This window comes from Oceanimonas marisflavi (assembly GCF_003049725.1).
GTDB classification, from domain to species: Bacteria; Pseudomonadota; Gammaproteobacteria; order Enterobacterales; family Aeromonadaceae; genus Oceanimonas; species Oceanimonas marisflavi.
This window is the reverse complement of the sequence record NZ_QAGM01000091.1, coordinates 1-246: the sequence shown is the minus strand read 5'-3', so window position 1 is coordinate 246 and position 246 is coordinate 1. Positions and strand designations below refer to the sequence as shown.

Annotated in this window: 1 rRNA gene; it reads right to left on the bottom strand. The window is 55.7% G+C overall.

The features are described from left to right. A 16S ribosomal RNA gene (locus DA373_RS16215) occupies positions 1–246 on the bottom strand; the annotation flags it as partial.

Sequence of the window (246 nt, the reverse complement as noted above, 5' to 3'; positions counted from 1 at the left end):
CGCCTGCGTGCGCTTTACGCCCAGTTATTCCGATTAACGCTTGCACCCTCCGTATTACCGCGGCTGCTGGCACGGAGTTAGCCGGTGCTTCTTCTGTGGTTAACGTCACAGTAAGCGGGTATTAGCCACTCACCTTTCCTCACCACTGAAAGTGCTTTACAACCCGAAGGCCTTCTTCACACACGCGGCATGGCTGCATCAGGGTTTCCCCCATTGTGCAATATTCCCCACTGCTGCCTCCCGTAG